Below are 19,555 nucleotides of genomic sequence, written 5' to 3'. Positions count from 1 at the left end.
AGGCCTGGGTTGAGTCGATCCACAACCGCCAGTATATCACGCGGCTTCTGGTCCATCGATATTCGTGTATTCTTTTCCCTTCTCAATTTACGCGCGCCGGTATTGCCGACCGGGCTCTACTCGCCTGCGCTCTCCAGGCTACCCGTTGCGTCTCGGGGCTGCCCTCGATTCCCCTGACGGCGGCGCTATGCCGACACTCTTGCGAGTGCCATTTGATCGGACCGCTCATTGCGGGCGCTGCAAAGGAGCATGGTACCTCAGCGCTCAAGGAGTTCGCGAGGGTTGGGTTGGAAAGTCCACGCCGGAAACCATAAGGCGGACGTCATCGCCGTCCACGAAAATGAAATCCGCCGCGTTGGAAATAAACCCCTGAGGATCACGCGCGCCCCGCACCCTGCCGTGCGCCGTGTTGAAGGTCACGTCTTCGTTGACGAGATACCCGTAGCGCAGGAAGCCAGCTCCGTAGAGCCCATCGGAGCCTTTTGGGTATCGAGCGAACCGAACCTTGTTGTAATCAGGTTTAAGCATGCTCACGAATGCTTTTTCGGCGTCCGCTACAACCTGCTTTCGGTCAAGATTATCCTCGAAGTCGCTATCCTGAAAATCGTGTTCTGGCTCGAAGGTTTGCATGACGAGCGACTCGGTCCGGAACAAAAACAAATACGTCTCGTCAGAGACACGCGCGCCGGGAAATCGTTGAGGCTCATTGGCCAAAATCGCTGTTCGCGCATGATGACCCTTGTCGATCAGTCGATCGAAACTATCCCCTGTTTTGGCAATACCAACGTAGAGAAGATCGTACACCGCAAGCTCAGCGTGCCGGTCAAGCCCCTCGATTCCAGGCCACTCATGCGCGCGGCTCCAAAGCAACTTCTCAGTGGTGAACCATTCCAGCACTTCCGAGCCGTCCTGCTTTACGGGGCCATCCCAGAAACGGACGAATTTAGGGCCAAGCTCGATATATAAATTATCGGGGTCGGCCTCCTCGATACCGGGCAGGTCTTTGATGCGCAGCAGCACGTGATCGGAAGGGCCACCCTCGACCGAGACGTCAAAACTCAAAGTGGCCTCTTCGTCGTCTCTCTGGAAATCGCTGAGCTTGATCTCCGGTCGGCCGCCAATGATATAGAAGTCACTCTGCCGCAGTATTTCCTCAACTTCCGGGACGTCCCTGAACCACACAGCTTCCTGGTTGGAGACCGGCGGAAATACCAGCTCAAGCTTCGAGATTTTTGCGCGTGTCACTGTGGGTTCTGACATAGAGGGAAATTAGCACTCCGGCATCAAGGATTGAACAAGCGAATTCAGATGCTTTCATTACTTTGGCATTCAGCTCGGGGATGCTAAGAAGCGAAGGCGCCGAGGTCCGGTGACGATCCCTCTCGCAAGGGAATATCGAGCCGCTCGCGGAGGCCGGTTTCGCGGCTGCAATCGGTCCCGCGCCCCCACTCCGGGCGGCGCTATGCTGACGCTCCTACGGGTGCCATTTCACCGGCCCAGCGCTTACGCCTTCCGGCGCGTAATCCGCAGGCCTTTTCATGACCGCCCGTCGCGGTCGCTGCCCCCGTCGGCGCGCCGCCAAGAACAATCTGCTCTCCGTGGCTCGGCTTCGCCTGCGCCCGCGCCAAACTCCGCAGATTCTTCTTGCGGCTTGCACATCCCGCTCTCGGCGAGGGCCAAGGCTGCATCACCCGATGCGACCCTGACCAACAAGGAGGAGACGGTAGCGACATCGAATCCTATTGCCGGTCTTTGCGCGACTGATCGCAGGAACGCTATGCCACGTTTTTCAGGGGATCATCGTGATGCTCGAGCACGGCTGTCGACACATTCCCGCCGAACGCAGTGCGGGCCACGTCAATCAGGTGTTGATGGTGGGTAAAGAACAGCACCTGCGTTTTTTCCGAGAGCTCGCGCAGTACTTTGAACCCGGCAGCAGCGCGCTCATCGTCATAATTGATAAACAGATCATCAGCGATGAACGGCGCTGACCCGGCATGGGCGAGATACTCTTCGACGGCGGCGACGCGAAGGGCCAAGAACAACTGATCGGCCGTGCCCTCACTGAGGCCGGAAACCCCCACTACGCTCCCGTCGCGCCGAACACCTGCGAGATGAGGAACGTCTTTCTCGTCGTACTCGAGCGCGAGCCTCTCAAAGGATCCGCCGGTCAGGATAGAAAACAGCTCCCCCGCACGCTTAAGCAGCGGCGCCTGCTTTTCTCGGCGGAAGCGTTCGATCGCCCATTGCAGGATGAGCGATGCCGAGCGCACACGGGCATATTGGCTGGCGGCGTCTCTCATATCCGCGAGCGCTGCCTGACGGTCGGACGCGGCCTTTGCAGCGGCAGCGTCGCCGCCAAGTGCTTCGAAAGCGCGCGCCGCGTCGTTGCGCTGCTGGATGGCCTCAAGCTGGCGCTGTCTTTGATCCTTCAGGGATTGCGTTAGCGTCTGTTCGCGAGCCGCCGCCTGATCCAGGTCGCTGTTGCGGCACTCCTCTGCAAGAGCGTCAATGCCAAGACCATCACCGTCCGCTTCGAGCGTCATATGCAGGCTTGCTTGTTCATCCTTAAGCCCGCGCAGCAAATCGGATTGCCTTATGGCTGCGCGCAACGCATCGAGCGTCACGCAAGCCGCCTGTTGCAGCTTCAGGATAATTTCCTGCGCGGCTTCTCTCGACTTGTCGCGTTCCTCTAATTTCTTTTGAAGGCCGTGGATGGCCGCTTTCTTCTCACCGAGCGTTGCCTGGCTTTGCTTCGCGTCATCCAGCCGCGCCTGCATTTTGATGACAACGTCGTCAGCATCTGCGCCTGCCAAATCCGTTGCTACGGACCCGGCGAGTCTCGCTACCTCGCTTTCAAATGCTGTAATATCCCGCTCGATCTTGCCGATACGCTCATGCTGCAGGTCGGCAATTTTTGCAGCGACGTCGCGCATCTGTTCCAGAGCTTCGATCTGGCCTTGTATGGTCTCGACCGCCGCCTCGCCCGACAAGTTCAGCGCGGCCAAGGCCTCCTTCCATTCTTTTTCCCACTCGCGCTGCTCTTTCTCGGCGCTTTCGAGGGCCTTGCTCTTGCGCTCCGCGTCAGCCTTGATCTTGCGTTGCTCAAGCTCGAGCTCGGCGCGCTTTTGCGCAATCGCTTCCTGCGTCCGGATGCGCAGCTCCGCCGTCGTCAGAATGCCGTTGAGCGGCAGGCTTTCTGCGGCGGCGGCAACCGCAGGATCCTGCAGTATGCCAACAAGCTGCTTCCTGGCGTCCGCAATCTCCTGCTGCAGCAATGCCGACGACCGGAGGGCAGCGTCGCGCTTGGCGATCTGGCCAAGCAACACTGTCCTTGCATCGATCCATTCGAGCATTTCATCCGGGGTCGATGGCGTGTCCGTAACACCGGTCCACATGCCCACCCATGCAGCGGCCAGTCCAGACTGCTCCCGGGTTAGCGCTTCCAGCTCTTCTTTTTGCGCGTGCAGTCCGTCTTCCTGTTCAGTAATCTGCCGGGCCAACACCATCGCCTCGGCCGTCGATTGCGCATTCTCAAACCGTTGATCGGCAGCTCCGTCGGCATGGCCGATGCTCGCCTCAAATACGCTCAGCAGGGAACCGCCCTTCGTGAAGGCCTGTTCGTCGGCATCCGGCACGGCGACGTTCTCAATGTGCTTCCGCTTTATGATGGACCAGCCGGCATCACGAAGCTCCCGCAATTTCGTCAGCTCGCCTGCGGACACGATCCCTTCATCCGAGACAAGCCGGAGGTAAGCTTTGCGATTGTTCTCGACCATCCGGGCGGATTCACGGATTGCCGCCTCGCGGCTATGGATGCGACGTTCCAATTCGCGGGCGGCATCACGGTGCGCTTTGACTGTTGCGTTGACCGGCGGCCGCATTGCGCGCAAACGCGCCTCATCTGCAACCGCGGGATTCATCGTCGCCATTTGCTCCTGACAGAGATCATTGGCGTCCCGCCGCTCTCTTTCGGCCGCCTGCAGACGCGCATCCAGGTCACCGAGGGCGCGGATGGATTTCACGACGCCCGCGAGCGCCGAAACATCCTGCGCGGCGCCCACCGATTCGATACGGACACGAATATCTTCTACCTTCTCAAGCGCGTCCTCGACCGCTTTCCGTGCGTTTCCCACCGCCGTGAAACGGCTGCCGCGCGCGGTCAACAACCCACGGACAACCGAGACCTTGGCGCGCACGGGAATCCGGGCGATCAAATCCTCGACTGTTGGAGCCATCCATTCCAGTTCGGTGGCCAGGCGTTTCAGCGCCTCTTCTGAAGCCGCAAGATCCGCGCGCCGCTTTGGCAGGTCCGCCCTGCCCGACGCTATCTGGATGCGGCGTTCGTAAAGCCGCTCTATTTCCGGTCCGTGCTGAAGGAGATTGTCATCGATAACCAGGCCATCGCACTCCACGCCGATGGCCGCGATCTGTTCGCCAAACGCGCTGATGCGCACTTCTGCGGCGGCGTTATCGGAGGCCGCTTTCTCGAATTCGCTCGCCGCGCCGGCGGGAAGAACCGCAACACCGCCAAGCCCGGCGATGTCACGCTCGATTTCCGCCAAACGCCGCACGGCGCGATAAACGCGCCGGATGCGCGCGATTTTGGCGAGTTCAGTAACCTGACCTTCAATCTCCTTTTCAATGCTGGCGCAGCGCTCGCGCGCATCATCGAAGGCCGATTTCAGTTCCTGCCATTTGCTTGCCGTCACGGTGTGCTGCCGCAAGGCGGTTTCCGCATCCTTGAGGCGGTCTTCGGCCTGGTAATATTTTCGATGCCCTGCTTTGCGGCTGGCCCAGAGCCCTTCGGCCTCTTCCTGCATCGCTGCAAGGCGGCCGCGAAGTCCCGACACGCCTGCCCCGGCCGCGAACAAGGTGGCGCCGACATCGTCCTTGGCCTGGATAATGTCACGCCCGCCGACGCGCAGGCGCTCATGATCGAGACAGAACATCCTGCAATAATAGGCGCGATCAATCCCTCCGAGCAGCGGCCCAAGCGTCCCGTCGCCTGTGCTCAAGGGCAGATCGTCCCATCCCAGGATGGTATCTTTATTGCCCTTGCGACGCCGGATGGCGAGCGTATTCGCATCGTGCTCCAACGTCGCACCGATCCGAAGTGCAGCGTTTTCATGAAGAAAGTTGCGAGGAGACTGACCGGGGATTCCGAACAGCAAATCTTCAATCGCCGACATTGTCGTCGATTTCCCAGCCTCGTTCTCACCGTACACGATATGAAAATCCGGCCCGCCTGACGGAAAAGCGAGCGTCCGGTCGGTGAAATTGCCGTAGCGAATGAGATCAAGAGAACGCAAACGCATTGTTCAGCGCCTCCCTGCACTCAGGCGTGCGTTTAGATACGCGCCGGCCTGATCGATCACCACGGCAAAATCCTTGTTGATGGCGGCCAGCAGAAGCGTATCGTCCACATCGAGCGCAGCGTCATGCGGAAGCTTGCGGATGAGTTCGCCCAGTTCATTCGCTATCTGAGCCTGCAATTCAGAATCGCCGGCTGCCTGCGACAGCAAGACGTTCAGATCATTGAGAGCTTCCTGATTCATCGCTCCCGACATTGTCGATGCTGGCTGCGTCGCATTCGTCACGCTCGCGATCCACGCAATCTCTTCGCCGAGCGCCAGGGAAGCGGCCCGCGCCTCGGCCAGCAGCTGGGTCTCTGACGCCAGCAACTCGCCATGGAGAGCGCTCGCACCCGTCAACTGGATGCGGCATGCCAGCAGCCGCCCCTCTGCGTTTCTCGTGGCTGCATCAATCTTGTTTTTGATTTCATCGACGACGTCGCCAAACTGCGCGCACGCGCCGACCGGCACATCGATCTGCGCCCAGCGCACGACGTCGGTGTGAAGCGGCTCAATGCTTTGCAGAACGCCGTCCTGAACGGTATTCAGGTAAGCTGACTTTGGACCTGTTTCGCGAATATGCCGGCCCTGCAGGTTGCCGCAGAAAACGACATGAGGATTCTCGTGCAGAACGCTGGCCTGATGCACATGCGCCAACGCCCAATAATCATAGCCCTTGTTCACGAGCTCATCGAGGCTGCACGGCGCGTAATTCTGGTGAGGTCCATTCACGCCTCCAAGCGCAGTATGCAACACGCCGATGTTGAAGCAGCCTTTGAGCGGCGGAGGATAAGCCGCCGCGAGATTGTCTGTTGTCGCCGGCACTCTGAAGCTTTGGCCATGCAGCGCGACGCGGCATCCTTCCAGCTCAAACGTTTGCGGCTTCCGATAGCCGAAGACCTGCACGTTGTCCGGCACGGTGAGCCGCCGGGTGATCTGGCTTTCGGCATCGTGATTGCCGTGGAGCACGAATACGGGGATGTTCGCTGCGCGAAGACGCCCCATCTGCCGGACGAAAAAGAGACCTGTCTGAAAATCGCGCCAGTCGCCGTCATAAAGATCACCGGCGATGATCATGAAGGCGACCTGCTCTTCAATCGCCCCGGAAACGAGATCTTCGAAAGCGGTTCTGGTTGCCGTCCGGATGCGCTCGGCGGCAGCCCCCTCCTGGCCGCTCACCCCTTTCAGAGGGCTGTCGAGGTGGATATCCCCGGTATGAATAAATTGGAAGGAACTCATCCTCGCCCCGTTCGAATCACCACCGAGAACAAAACATGAAAATAAAGTTCTCGCAATGGGTGTGGATAACTGTGTCCTTTTCCCCAGAGTTGAGGCCCATGACCGGAAAGGCGGGAGTTTCCGGCGACCTAGCTTGGAGGTCATGACCGTGGACGCACCGGCGCCCGGCCGGACTCTCGTAAACGGAGCCACGCGGGTTTGAGAGGCGTGTTACCCCTGCCGTCAAGGCTAGGTCCTTTGGGTCTGTATTAGCCGGGATCGTCGAGCTTCAAGAAGCACATGACGCCGAGAAAGCGCTAATGGCTATTCCACGCTTTCATTTTCCAAGCCGTCCTTATGATCGGCATCGGTGAAACCGCACCGCTCCATGAACTGCCAAGCGTTGAACCAGCTGTACAGCTCGTTGACCTTGAGCACCGAGATAAGGCCATCATCCCCATTGAAGATGTATGTCGGGATTACTTCTCACACCTGAATCCAACCAAGCTGGTGCAGAAGATCAGCGCAGGCGAAATAGCCATCCCTCTGGTACGAATGGAAGCAAGCCAGAAATGCGCCAAAGGCATCCACCTTCTGGATTTAGCCAAATACCTTGATGCTAGAGTCGAGGTAGCCAGAAAAGAAATGGCAGCTTTGACGACCTAGGCGGCGAACCCGCATCTGTCTTATTTGGTGCCCTCAGGCGAGTTGCTTAAAACTCGCGCGCGCCTTCGCCCACGACGCACGCTAAAGGTCCGAGCTGAATGGATCGTGCAGACCGTTGCACGCGCCGACGCAGACGCATATCGCCTACTGCGGCGCGCAGGTGCGTCGCGCTACGCTATAGCCGCAGGGCAGACGCCGGCGCGCGACGACACCTTCTCGTCGAGCTCCGAGCGGTGGCAGTACTACATTTGGTACGACATGCTCGATCGAGCTGCGGCTTAAGTGCTGATGATGCTTTGCTTTTTGCGATGTCCCGGTCCAATCCATCATGGGACAGACTGTGGCCCTAACGTGCCAAGTGTGAAATGCCTACCTAAATCTCACTGACCGCACCAGTTTCGCACCAGAAACGACGTGAACAGACCACAACGAACGCAATCAAAATCAAACGAAAACGCAGCAAAATCAGAGAACCTGATCGATAGTCCGTCGCTCATAACGGTCTGGTTGCAGGTTCGAGTCCTGCCGGGCCCACTCGCAGATCAATGGGTTAGCTTGCGTTTCCTTCTAGCGTATTGGTCACCACACCAGAAATGCCTGCCTTCATCGATCCGAGTGGAGGTCCAGCAGTCCGCAAACTTCTCCGGCTTCGGATCTGCCTACGATTTCTCTGCGTGATCGTAGATTCGGCGACAATTTCGCATTAAGACTTGATGCAACGGGCTGGACTTACCTCACCGGAACGGCCTTTTGACCGGTCGAGAACCCGCGAGCGGTACGTGCAGATCGACGGCCTCCATAAAGGCGGAGGCGCATGAACGGCGCGAGCGCCGACGATCTGGAGTACGCCGTCGATCGACCGCCGGCGATCGGCGCTCGGCTACTCCTGGTCTTTTCCTCCTCGACGTCGTGCGCTTCGGGAGGCAGGACATCTGTCTCCGATCTGAGGCTTTAGCCTTTCGAAACTGCATTTTTGTTTTGAAATGACGAAACGCGACGAATTCCGAGCTACAACGATCCGAACCCTGGCAAGCCGGGCGGGTCACCGCTGTTCCAATCCGGAGTGCCTACGCCCGACTTCAGGTCCGGCAGTGGTCGAAGATAAGTCCGTCAATGTCGGAGAGGCGGCGCATATCACGGCCGCGGCGGCCGGACCGGGCGCTAAACGATACGACGCCTCCTTGACGCCAGAGGAGCGCCGCGCTGCGAGCAATGGTATCTGGCTGTGCGAACTCTGCGCCAAGCTGATCGACACCGATGAGGCGCGCTTCCGGGTCGATCTATTGCGCAAGTGGAAGCAGGACGCGGAAGCGCGCGCACTTCGTGACATAGCGACCGCCGCGCCGGGAACTTATCGTCGCCCGGTGCTCGTCGTCGAACTCGACGAGGAAGACCGCGCGTTCCTCCTCTCGCTAGCATTGCCGCAGGAAGACCAGCTCGACGCGGTGCTGACGCGCATGCTGCCTGCCGCCCGGCGCGACATCGTCACTTTCCGAAACACGAAAGAATGGCCATCCCATGCCATGTCGCTCAACCTGACACTCCGCAGCAGCGGAGGAAGTGCGCACGCAGTGATGATGAAAGGCCTGGCCAATGGCCTCGATGCCGCTGAAACTTTGAATCTCGTCGCGCCGCCTGGCACGGGCAAGACGACGACACTGGTCCAACTGGCTGAAACGCTTGTTGAGGCTGGCGACGTGGTCCCGGGACTGGTACCCTTGGGCGAATGGTCTGACCGCCGCGAGGATTTTTTCACCTTCCTCACGCGACGCAACGCTTTCGGGACGTTTCGCGCGCAGCATTTCATGCAGCTTGCCTATCACGGCCGTTTTGCGCTGCTGCTGGACGGATGGAACGAACTCGATCCGGCCGCGCGGGTCGCCGCGACGCGTCTATTGAAAGCGCTGAGGCGCGACTACCCGCTGCTCGGCATAGTGGTCGGGACGCGGCGGCATCTCCTGCCGATTTCCGGCGCAGTCTTTGAAGTGGAGCCGCTTTCCGAGAGCCAGCAACTCGAACTGGCGCGGGCATTACGGGGCCAGGAAGGCGAAGCGCTGCTGGATCAGGCCTGGCGCACATCGGGCGTGCGCGATCTCGTGACCATCCCGCTCTACCTGACAGCGCTCCTTCGCAGCACGCCGAGCGTAAGATTCCCGCAGACGAAGGAAGAAGTCTTGCGACTGTTCGTTACGCAGCACGAAGAGGAGCCCGAAAAGGCGGCGATCCTGCAAAAGGAACTGCTCGGCTTTCACAGTAACATGTTGACTGGCCTTGGCGTCGAGGCAAACCGCGTCGCGAATACGGTGATCTCGGACACATCCGCCAACCGTGTCATCGCGAACGTCGGTGCGCAATTGACCGCAGCAGGGCAGTTCACAAACCCGCCGCAGCCTGCGACTGCAATCGAAGTTCTAGTAAGCAGCCACCTCCTGATCCGCGCCTCTTCCGGCGGCATTTCGTTCCAGCACCAGCAATTCCAGGAATGGTACGCTTCGCTCGATGTCGGCCGAATTATTCGCGCTGCGGCGAATGGCGATGCGGAGACGCGAACGGAGCTTCGGGAGGAGATTTTGAACTGGCCCGCTTGGGAGGAATCGGTCCTATTCGCCTGTGAGCGGTTATCGCGCGAGAACGCTACGGGCGTGCAGGCGGTCGCGGCTGCGATCCGCGAAACGCTCGGGATCGATCCGATGCTAGCTGCCGAAATCATCTTCCGCTCATCACCCGAGGTTTGGGCGCTCATCGGTGCCGAAACGAGGGCCTTCGCGGCGCGTTGGCACACGGCTGGCACAGTGGACCGCGCGGCGCGGCTCATGATGACGACCGGACGGCCGGATTTCGCGCCGCAGATCTGGCCGCTGATTTCAAATCCCGACCAACAGGTCTATCTGGCGGCCGTGCGGTCGCCCCCCCGCTTCCGGCCGTCGGTCTTGGGCGACGGCGCCGAGCAAAGGCTCGCGGCCTTGCCGCTGGAAACGCGCAAGCATGTCGTGGCGGAAATCGCGATGTATGGCGGCTTCGATGGCATGGAGCTGGCTGTGCGTGTCGCGAAGGCCGATCCAAGCTCGGATGCGGTGCTCGAAGTACTCCAGGCGCTGCAATTCCGGCGCGCTGACCGGATGGTGACGGAAATTCTGCAAACTGCGTCCGACGAAGTCTGGGAACTTGCGGCTCGAGCCAAATATCCAGACAAGGTTGCTGATCCAAAACAGAACGAAAAGCTCGAAGGGATTCGACGGATGCAGATCGAAGCGGAAACCGATCCCGTGAACCGCCTCCGGAACCTCACCGCGCGTCCGGTCAAGGATGCCAAAACCGAAACTCAGATCGAGGAAAGCATCGCGGCTGCTAACTTTCCCATACAAGACGACGCGGCAACGCGTGCTCTCTACGAGGCGCAGGCCTCCTATCCCGCGGCGGTGCGAAGAGCGATTCAGCGCCGCATCACCGCGCGCTTGGACTTACCGTACCTAGCGCGCGAATATCTGGCCGGCGGCGACGCCCTCGACGAGGGTCCCGTCGTCGAAGCGCTGCTCGATTCTGGCGTCCCTTACGTTGTGACGCGAGTAGCCTTCGTGGTCGCCGGCCCCAAAACCATCGGCGCGGCGATTGATCGGCTTTTTGAGCTGCACCAAGCCTATCTACGCAATCCCAACACTTGGGGACGTGCTGAACAGCAGGGTGAAGGCGAGGAGCACGGTCGATGGTGGGCTGCCATCGATGCGTCGCGCCAAGATTCGTTTCTCACGGCGCTTTTGGAACGCGCGAAGACTGATGATCCAGTCCGTATAGAGTTTCTCGCTGAGCGTCTGCACTACTACTACTCTCACAGCTCGCGCGGCGGAGACGAGGAACGGCCCGACATTGGCCAAGAGATACGTTCTGCCATGACTACGACCCTTCAGCGGTGGATGGACACGCTACTGAAAGCGCCACAAGCCAACCGGCATCAACTCGCTGCGGTGTCCCTGGCCGTGGCCCGTTTTCCCAATCCGCAATTAGTTACTGGATTGCGCCAGATGTTGGAGCGTGACCTGAGTGACTGGGCACAGGCACGCGAGGAGCGCGCAAGAGCGCCTCATCGCGGTCCCACCTCGCCTGACGTAACGCATGACCACACGCAGGGATACCGAAGTGCCTTCGTCGCAATCGGAAACGACGCCGTGGTCGCCACCCTGAAGGAGTATCTGCCGGATTTGCGCTTCGGGGTGCAAGCAGCTGGCGCTCTCTTGGAGATATGGAACCGCAAGCATCCATCAAGAAAAGCGCCTATCGCTGCTTTCGCGCAGGACTATTCCCGCACCAAGCAACTTGAGAAACAACGCCGCGAGGCGCCGGAAACACTTCCGACGTGCGAGGACGCAGAAGCTATCTTTAACGTCGCAAGGTCTATCGGGACCAACGAAGCAGAATCCAGCATCCAACTGCATGCCATCGCTCTCGCAGTCGTGGGGCTCGCCTTGCCGCACGGCTCGAAGCGCGCCGAGATTGACAACCTGCTTGCCCTTCCCGTGCCCTACGCAGCGAAGCAGCGGCTGCTCATCGCGAGCGCGATGACCGGCGAAGTCATTCGGTCCGACATCATCGTCGCTGGATTCGACGAATTGCTTGAGTCCGGAAAGACCGAGCCGTGGCGTCTGACGGAGAATCGCGGCGAGCTTATGAATTGGATCGAGCTGTTCGCGCTCTCGGACCATCCCGAGGCCGTGCTTGGCGTGCTTGACCGGCTGCCCCAGCAATACAGTTATCCAAGCTCGTTGGATCGCCTGCTGTCGGCGCTCGCGAAGAGCGCGCACGAGGGTGCCCTCGATGTCCTCCTCGCACTCGCGCGCCGCGATCCCCGATTTCTGGCCCGACATGATTGGGCGCAGGCCGTGATTAAAGTCGGCACCGAGAAATCGGGCCAGACCCTTCTGGAGCTCCTCTGCGACGGTGAGCTGGGCAACGCCGGTGGTGTTGACTCCTTTCACCTGTCGAGACAGCTCGCGCACCTCGGGAGGGAATACCCGGTGCTCAAGCAAGACATGCTGCGAAGCTATGAGGGCTTGAACGCAGGGCGGGCAAAATCAATCCTCAAATCGGCGCTCGTCGAGCTCGCCGACGCGCGCGTTATCCGCGCGCTGTTGCAAGGTTACGCGGCCGACCACCGGCCTTACGATGGAGGCCTCGCCAATGCCGTACGCAACGCCGCGCTTAAGCGCCGTCCTGTCAAAGACTTGAGCGCGGACGCCTATGAGGAGTTCAGTGTATCGCTCGCCGAGCTTCGCCGAGACTTGTTCAAGCTTGCGTTGGCAAACGGCCCGCAATCGCGACTGGCGGAAGCGTGCCTGGTTGAGATCGAGGAGCTCCGCGATGAGCATGGCCGGATTGATGACGAACCACGTCACCCCGATATCTCTTCGGGACAGCGCTGGCCGGTCATCCGTTAGCGGCTGCGGTACCGCCCCACCGCACCAGTTTCGCACCAGAAGCAATCTGAATGAACCACAACAAGCGCGATCGAAACCAAACACAGCACAGCAAAATAACTAGGCTGACCAATATCCCGTCGCTCATTACGGTCTGGTTGCAGGTTCGAGTCCTGCCGGGCCCACCAATAAATCGATCCTTTGCCGGGCCGCGGCAAGCACTCCACTTCCGCTGAAGCGGGCGACACGATCTTTGGCCGCGACCCAGGTCGCAATACGGTTCAATTCCGGCAATGCGCCGGATTCATTTTGGCCGCAGGCGAGATGAGTGCGCGGACCCGGGGGAATTGATGCAAAGGCTGTAACCGCACCCGAACGGATGTAGCCGATGTTGCGGCTGCCGGACGAGCGCTATATCCGAACTGACGGCTGGGCATTCGACCTTCCCGGGACGACATTCTCTCCGGAGTGCAGAACCCGTCCGATCGCGTGGAGCGATTGCGATGAGGGAGGCTACGATGGATTTTACGCGGATGTCGGATGCAATCCGGCTGCATCACGCCTCTCATCACCACGATGGGTACGATGGCGCGGGCGAATTGGGCCCTGCACCCAGAGCTCCGTTCATGGCTGACCCGGTCGGCGGTGACGCCCTGGTCCATCGTCCCGGCCCGTTTGCCGGTCCTGGAGCATACGCCGCGAGCGCGCATACCCAGCATAAAGACTCCGACCCGGTTCAATCCAAACATCCCCAATCGGGGGGCGAGATGGGCGGCCACGCCGGCAACCACGCCGCAGAAGGCCTGGATGTTTCGTCCACGAAGCCTGCTGCCGGCGCATCCTTTGCCGAGAAGGGCATTGCTTCGGTCGAGAGTGGGGCGAACACGGCAGGGAACGGCGGGGATGGCCATTTTTACGGAGGTATCATTCACGCGTCCCTGTTGATCTACGAACCGATCAACATTTCGATCAGCGCGGGATACGGCTCGGTCGCCCTGGCCAACCAGTCCAACGATCTGAATGTCGATCAATCCGCTTTTCAAATGGCCGGCGTCGGCGGCCATGGCGGCAATGACAACATTGCAGCGGGTGGGAGCATCGGTACGTTTTCAGGCTCCGGCGTGATTGCGAGTGGCGACAACAGCGCCGGAAACGGCGGCAGCGGCCATTTCTCGGGTGCGATCGTGGACGCTCCCGTGGTGATCTATCATCCGATCAATATCGCGTTGGCGAGCTCGGGCGGCACTGCACATGCAAGTCAGTCGAACACGGTCGACATCGACCAATCGGCCACGCAGATCGCGGGCGTCGGCGGAAGTGGCGGACATGGCAATGTGGCCGCCGGCGGCAGCGTCATCACGCTCGACCCCAGCTGGGGATCGAGCGTCTTTGACGTTCAAACGGGCGGAGGCCAGGCCGGCAATGGCGGTGACGGCATGTTCTACGGGGAACTCGTCCATACCTCGTTTGTCGTGTACAACCCGATCAACATCGCAATCGCGGGCTATGGCTCCAGTGCTTACGCGGTCCAGATAAACGATGTCTCCGTGGATCAATCCGCGGTTCAGATCGCCGGCATTGGCGGGCACGGCGGCAACGACAACGCCGCAGCGGGCGGCCATGCAAGCCTTCTCTCCCATCATCTGTGGGGCGGGTCCGATACGATCGAGACCGGTTCGAACAGCGCAGGCAATGGCGGCAACGGTTATTTTGCGGGCAGTCTGATCGACGTCAGCGTCGCGATCTATGCACCCATCAACATAGCAATCGCAGGTCCACATTCGACGGCCGTGGCCGATCAGGTCAACAACGTGCACATCGACCAGAGTGCGACCCAGATCGCCGGCGTTGGCGGAGACGGCGGCTACGGCAACCTCGCGCCAGGTGGCGATGCCGCGCATCTCCTGTCGGATCTTCACCTGGTGGCGTAGCGAAACGTCGCATCGCTCACATGGCCGATCGCATCGCGGCACGCGGCCTCGCCACTCGCCGCATGCAAATCCCGCGCAGAGGCGCCCTCCCCTGACGAAATGTCGTACTTTCGTAGGTAGGCCCACCAAACCGGATGATGTTCGATTTGACATCTATCGCTCCCGCGCACGGGCGGATCAGACTTGCCGTGCGCGTCCGCCTGATCGGGATGGATGTTGCACGACAGCCAACAAAACGACGGAGGCCTCAAATGATGCCAAAGGCAATCAACATCTCGGATACGATCAAGGTCAAATCGATCGACACCGGTGGTCAAAGTGCCGGAAATGGCGGCGACGGTACTTTCAAGGGAGCCATCATCAGCAAGCCGACTGTCAACTACGATCCGACCAACAAGGCGGAAGGCGCCGACGTGCACGTGAGCACCGGCGATCACGTCAAGCAGACCGCGGATTGGGATGCCGGCGGCGCCAACGCCAAGGCCTCGGTGTTCTCCAAGGCTCATGGCGGAGACGCCGAGTCGAACGGCAGCCAGAAGTCCTACAGCGGCTACGATACTTCCAAGGTCTACGCTAATACGGATGCCACCCAGATCAACAAGCTCGCGGTGGACCAGCACCAGGAAGTTGTCGCCGGCATCGGCGGCGATGGCGGAGACGGCAACTTCGCATGGGGTGGCGGAGTGACCTTCCATCTCGACACGCTCTGACGAGCCGCTCGTCCGACTGGCGGGACCGGCTGCCGCGGCCGCCGGTCCCGGATTTCGCGCCAAAGATCTACCGATGCGTTTGCCGGATTGCGTTGACCTCAAGTGCGCCGGACCTCGATTTCAGGCGGTGACGATCATGCTGATGCCGCCCATTCGGTTGCCCATCCTGCCGCAGATCCGGACGCCACTGCACACAGCCCTCCGGTCCTGCGTGGGACCGCTAGGTCTCGTATTCGCATATAGCTGCAGTTACAATCTGCTACTGTTTGCGCCCTCCATCTATCTTCTTCAGATCTACGACCGGGTGTTGTCGAGCCGGAGCGGCGACACGTTGCTCCTGCTCACGCTCATCGTCGCGATCACAGTGGTCGTCGGCGGCGTGTTCGATGCATTGCGGCGCGCCGTCCTTGGACGCCTCGGCGCCTGGCTCGACGATCGCCTTCGTCCCTGCGTGCTTTCGGCCGGCCTCGAATCGGCGTTTCGCAGCGATTGGACGCAAGCGTCGGGCGCATATCGGGACCTCACCGTGCTGCGCCAGTTCGTCGAGTCCGGCTCATGTACGATGCTGTTCGACGCGCTCTGGGCGCCCTTGTTCCTCCTTGTCCTCGTTCTGATCCATCCCCTGCTTGGCGTGGTGGGCGCCTGCTGCGTCGCCTTCCTGTTCGCACTCACGGTCGCCGGAGAGCTGGTCACGGAAGACGTTTTGCTCAGGTCCGGCGCCGCGCTCTCCAGAAGCTACGGTCGCCTTCAGACTGCCGCGGGCAACATCCACATGATCCGCGCCATGGGAATGTTCGATAGCGCCGCGCGCATGATCCACCGTGACGCGCAGCACGCGCGCAGAGAGCACGATGTGGCGCTCCGGCGAGGCGAGATCGTTTCTCTCGTCGCCAAGCCGGTTCGCGCGCTGTCGCAGGTCTTGATCATGGGGGCTGCCGCGTGGCTCGTCCTCGATCACGGCAAAAGTCCGGCAATCATCTTTGCTTCTACGCTGATGTTCAGCCGGGCGCTCGCACCGGTCGAAAGTGCGGTCGCAGGCTGGAAATCACTCGTGACGGCCGTGAGCGCCTGTCAGCGGCTCGGCGCGCTTCTCGCCGCATTCCCCGTCACCCGGCAGGAGAGCGCGGGGGTTTTCCCGCCGCTGGCGCGAACTGGCCTCGTCGTCGACAATGTGGCCGTGTGGCTTGCCGGGACCGATCATCTTCTGCTGAACGGCGTCTCCTTCAGCCTCATGCCCGGAGAATGCCTTGGCATTATCGGTCCGTCCGGGTCAGGCAAGTCCTTGCTCGGCCAGGTGATCGCCGGGCTGTCGATGCCGACGCATGGCCGTGTTCTCCTCGACAATACCGACGTCTCGCTGCTTCGCGAGACCCGAAACGGCGACGGCCTCGGATATCTCCCCCAGGACATCAATCTGATCGGCGACACCATCAACGACATCATCGCACGCCTTGAAGATGCGGACCGGCAAAAGGTCGTCGAAGCGGCCAAGCTCGCCGGAATCCATGGGGCGATCATGCGCCTGCCGCAGGGTTACGACACGGTGGTTCACAGTGAAACCATCTTCTCACGCGGGTATCGGCAGCGCCTCGGTCTTGCCCGCGCATTTTTCGGCAGTCCACGCCTCATCGTTCTCGACGAACCCAACGCCAGCCTCGACTACGGGGGCGAGCGAATGCTCCTGGATGCCATCGAGCGCATGAAGCTCGCGGGCGTCATCCTTGTCGTCGTCACTCACAGGATGGGTCTCCTCGCCGCCACGGACAAGATTGCCATCATGGAAGACGGTGCGGTCGCCGCGTTCGGCGACAGCGAGGACATCTTTGAACGGCACCTGAGCCGACCCCAGGTTACTTCACAGGTTGCGCCATGATCTGGAATTCTCTCACCATCTGGAAGCATCCTGCCGTCGCCAGACTTCCCATGATCTGGGACCGGTTCGTACGAGGGCCGTCGCGCCCCACGCCGACCCGACGATCTGGCGTCGTGGTAACCGCAATCGACGATTTCGAGCCTCTGGAATTTCCATGGTGCTCGACGCCTACGCCGACCTCGCCACGCGGAAGGCTTCGCGCTATCACCGTCGCGGGCAATCTGCTGGTGCTCTGCTTCATGCTGGGGCTTGGTACATGGGCGAGCCTCGCGCCTCTCGAAAGCGCCGCGATCGCGTCCGGCGTCGTGGAATCGGAATCGAGTCGCAAGACGATCCAGCATCTGGAAGGCGGTATCGTCAGCAAGATCCTGGTTTCGGATGGCGACATCGTGCGCAGCGGCCAAACGCTGATCGCGCTGGAGGACACCCGGGCGAGCTCGGAGGTGCAGAGCCTTCAAGGCCAATTGTGGGATGCAGCTGCTCGTGCCGCTCGGCTTCAGGCCGAGCAGCAGAGATTCGAGAGGATCGCAATTCCGGACGCGCTGGAACAGGACAGCAGGCAGAGCGGAGTGGCCGCCGCTGCACTGTCGGCGCAGCAATTCATTTTCCAGGCGCGCCTGCAGGTCCACGAGTCGCAGCTTGCGGTCATTCGCGAACGAAGGCGTCAAGTCGAAAAGGAGATCGAAGGTCTCACGGCACAGGAGAGCGCCACCGGGCAGCGGGTCGGCATCGTCCGGGAGGAACTGGATATGGTCACGACCCTCGTCAACAAGGGGCTCGAACGGCGGCCGCGACTTCTGAACCTGCAGCGGGAACTGGCCGACGTTGAGGGCCGCCGCGGCGAGATCGCCGCGCAGATTTCCCGCGCCGCGCAAGTCATCAGCGAACAGCAGGCCACATTGTTCAAGCTCGAGAGCGAGAGGCAGAACGAGATCGCACAGTCGCTTCGTGAAGCACAGAACCAGATATTCCAGCTCCGCGAGCGGTTGTTTGCGGCCAGGGACCAGCTATCGCGAACAGAGGTCAAGGCGCCAGAGGACGGCGTGATAACCGATTTGCGGATTCATACAGCCGGCGGCGTCATCGGAGCGGGCGCTCCGCTCATGGACCTGGTACCCCGGCAAGACCGTCTCATCGTGACCGCGCGCCTGAGGCCCGAGGATATCGATGTGGTTCATCCCGGCCTCAATGCCGAGGTTCACCTCGTACCGTACAATCAGCGTCGCGTGCCTCGCCTGATCGGAACTGTCGTGCACGTGTCCGCAGACCGGCTCCTCGACAAGCGCACGGACCAGCCATACTACGCGACCAAAATCCGGATCGATGACGCGCAGATCGTCGCAAACGACATCCAGATCGTCCCCGGCATGCCGGTTCAAGTGTTCATCACGACAGGGCGCGGTACCGTGGCTCTCTACGCGCTCAGGCCCCTGCTCGACTGCTTCCGTAATGCATTCAGAGAGGACTAAGTCTCCTGCATCGGACCTGCGCCGGGGTCGTGCCCCTGCGACGGCAACCGGCCGCGCCAGCGCAGCACGGCTTCCGTCCGATTGTGCGCAGCACATTTCCTCATGATGTGCTGGATGTGCATTTTGACTGTGCTTTCCGACAGGTTCAATTTGGCGGCGATCAGCTTGTTGGGCAGGCCGAGCGCCAATTCCGCCAGAACCTGTTGCTCACGAGGCGTGAGATCCGGCACGCTCCTTTCGATAGTCACTCCGGCTCCCTCGTTCACAAGAGATGCGCGCGCAAGCCCGCGCGCATCTGGCGGCTCGAAATCCGATATCCTGTTCATCCCGGCGACGGGCAACGGCCTGTAGACGCCGCCGACAAGGACAAGGCGCAGGCCAGCTATGGCAATCTCGATCGGCAGCGAGGTAGAAAGAAAGCCGCGCACACCCCGCTGCATCGCGGCCTGCACGGTCGGCTCGTCGTCATGGTTTGACAGAATTGCAACGGCGGCGTTGGGACAACACTCCGCAACGAAGGCGAGACTTCCCTCAACCGAGGGATCGTCGATGGGCTTGTCTGCGATACTCAGCACCACCAGACGAACATCGCGGGTTGATGTGCAGTCCAGGCTTTCGACCGTTGCCATGTCGAGGATCTCGAATTCCGCCAATTCCCGTCTGAGGACGTTCAGAATACATGTGCGAGGCAACAGGAGCGGTTCGACGAGCACCAGAACCGGCAAGTGAAGTGACCCATCGAGCCGCTTTGAGGAGTTTGTTATGTCGTCCATGATTTCCTCGAGATAAAAAGAGCTTCCGCGATATTCCCATTCCCTATTGCTTGTCCCCTGCTGCTGCATTCATCCTGAATGATCATCACGAGAGCGGCGCAGTGCCGCCGCCAGTGCCTTGTCCACTGCGGTTTAACTGGCGCCTGGGTGGAA

General features: G+C 60.7%; 10 protein-coding genes. 6 read left to right on the top strand and 4 right to left on the bottom strand.

Annotated elements, in window-relative coordinates; genetic code table 11:
- Positions 1-264 precede the first annotated feature (264 nt).
- From N2602_RS08565 to N2602_RS08555, 3 genes are all read right to left on the bottom strand, one after another.
- Complete coding sequence (locus tag N2602_RS08565) at positions 265-1,245, bottom strand: hypothetical protein (RefSeq protein WP_260382344.1); 981 nt, start codon at positions 1,243-1,245, stop codon at positions 265-267.
- Between the two features lie 530 nt (positions 1,246-1,775).
- Positions 1,776-5,318 (bottom strand): YhaN family protein, encoded by a 3,543-nt coding sequence (locus N2602_RS08560; protein ID WP_260382343.1) that lies wholly within the window; start codon positions 5,316-5,318, stop codon positions 1,776-1,778.
- Between the two features lie 3 nt (positions 5,319-5,321).
- Positions 5,322-6,593: a DNA repair exonuclease gene (locus N2602_RS08555; RefSeq protein WP_260382342.1), complete on the bottom strand. Its 1,272-nt coding sequence runs from the start codon at positions 6,591-6,593 to the stop codon at positions 5,322-5,324.
- Positions 6,594-6,929: 336 nt separating this feature from the next.
- On the opposite strand from N2602_RS08555, the gene N2602_RS08550 reads away from it, so the two are divergent.
- From N2602_RS08550 to N2602_RS08525, 6 genes are all read left to right on the top strand, one after another.
- A complete protein-coding gene (locus N2602_RS08550; protein ID WP_260382341.1) occupies positions 6,930-7,238 on the top strand; it encodes a pyocin activator PrtN family protein in 309 nt (102 codons plus the stop codon).
- Between the two features lie 1,091 nt (positions 7,239-8,329).
- Positions 8,330-12,667, top strand: a complete 4,338-nt coding sequence (locus N2602_RS08545; protein WP_260382340.1) for an NACHT domain-containing NTPase — start codon at positions 8,330-8,332, stop codon at positions 12,665-12,667.
- Between the two features lie 605 nt (positions 12,668-13,272).
- Positions 13,273-14,577, top strand: a complete 1,305-nt coding sequence (locus tag N2602_RS08540; RefSeq protein WP_260382339.1) for a hypothetical protein — start codon at positions 13,273-13,275, stop codon at positions 14,575-14,577.
- A 251-nt stretch (positions 14,578-14,828) separates the two neighbouring features.
- Positions 14,829-15,287: a hypothetical protein gene (locus N2602_RS08535; RefSeq protein ID WP_035705682.1), complete on the top strand. Its 459-nt coding sequence runs from the start codon at positions 14,829-14,831 to the stop codon at positions 15,285-15,287.
- Positions 15,288-15,423: 136 nt separating this feature from the next.
- Positions 15,424-17,160, top strand: coding sequence for a type I secretion system permease/ATPase (locus tag N2602_RS08530; RefSeq protein WP_260382338.1), 1,737 nt, complete (start codon positions 15,424-15,426; stop codon positions 17,158-17,160).
- Entirely contained in the window at positions 17,157-18,629 is a 1,473-nt protein-coding gene (locus N2602_RS08525) for an HlyD family type I secretion periplasmic adaptor subunit (RefSeq protein ID WP_172788185.1), read from the top strand. The genes N2602_RS08530 and N2602_RS08525 overlap by 4 nt, the downstream gene beginning before the upstream one ends.
- Here the strand turns inward: N2602_RS08525 and N2602_RS08520 are convergent.
- A complete protein-coding gene (locus N2602_RS08520; RefSeq protein ID WP_260382337.1) occupies positions 18,626-19,471 on the bottom strand; it encodes a response regulator transcription factor in 846 nt (281 codons plus the stop codon). The genes N2602_RS08525 and N2602_RS08520 overlap by 4 nt on opposite strands.
- Positions 19,472-19,555: the final 84 nt, after the last annotated feature.

The organism is Bradyrhizobium sp. NC92, assembly GCF_025200865.1.
Lineage (GTDB): Bacteria > Pseudomonadota > Alphaproteobacteria > Rhizobiales > Xanthobacteraceae > Bradyrhizobium.
Note: the sequence above shows the minus strand (reverse complement) of the source record. Positions and strands in the feature narration are given on the sequence as shown.